We start from the raw sequence: 1,079 nt of genomic DNA on the forward strand, positions 1-1,079 counted from the left end.
CAATCATTGCTTCGACAGGCTCTTCAACCAAGCTTTGCTGATTGTCTATTGCAGGTGCAGGATGTTCATCTTGCAATGGCGGAGCTTCGTTCATATATGCAGGAACTTGCTCAACAGGCGCTGCGGCAACATCGTTTTGCGGTTCTATTTGCGACTCTGAAGTCTGCTCTGATTCCTGCTGCATTTCTGCTACTTCAGAATTCACTGTCAGAGGCTCTGGCTGTACACTCGTTTGATCACTCACATCGGCTTCACTTGAAGCAGTTTCAACCTCACCCTGAACTTCATGAGCTGGCGGCGCATGTGTCGTTGAAACCTCAGGCGCTAGTGCCTGCGTCACCGGCTTAGTAGGTGGTGCCATGCAAAATGCCATCATGCGTAACAAAGCCATTTCGAACCCTGAGCGCGCGTCCGGTGAAATCGCTAAGTCTTTTCTCGCCACTAGCGCAATTTGATAGTAAAGCTGCACATCTTCTGCACTTAAGTTTTGCGCATAAAAGGTGATACGCTCCTGATCGCCTTGGCTATTATCCGTTGCACCAGCTACTGCCTGTTCAATGGCAACTCTGTGAAACACCGAAACCAAGACCTCAAGCACTGAGGCGTAATCGGGCGCAAATTCTGCTAGCTCAGCTACAACGCCTAGCATTGCTTTTGCATCACGCGCTACAAGCATGTCGAGTAAACGATACACCTTCTTCTGGTCCACTGTACCAAGCATGGCACTCACGGCGGTTTCACCTAACTGACCTTGGGTATAGGCGATAGCCTGATCCGTCAGACTCAAGGCATCACGCATACTGCCATCAGCACCCCGAGCTATCGCCCATAATGCGGCATCTTCGGCACTGACTTGCTCTTGTGATAAAACAAACTTCAAGTGATGAACGATTCTTTCCGGCGTCATATTCTTCAGATTGAACTGAAGGCAACGTGATAGGATCGTAATCGGTAATTTTTGAGGATCGGTGGTCGCAAATAAGAATTTCACATGCTCTGGCGGTTCTTCCAGAGTTTTCAGCAAGGCATTAAAACTATGCGTCGACAGCATGTGTACTTCGTCGATCAGATAGATCTTA

Annotated in this window: 1 pseudogene; it reads right to left on the reverse strand. The window is 48.7% G+C overall.

Annotated features, from left to right (window positions below):
• Positions 1-1,079 (reverse strand): annotated as a pseudogene (locus A3738_RS02355) (DNA polymerase III subunit gamma/tau); the annotation flags it as partial.

It is taken from the genome of Oleiphilus sp. HI0066 (assembly GCF_001635725.1).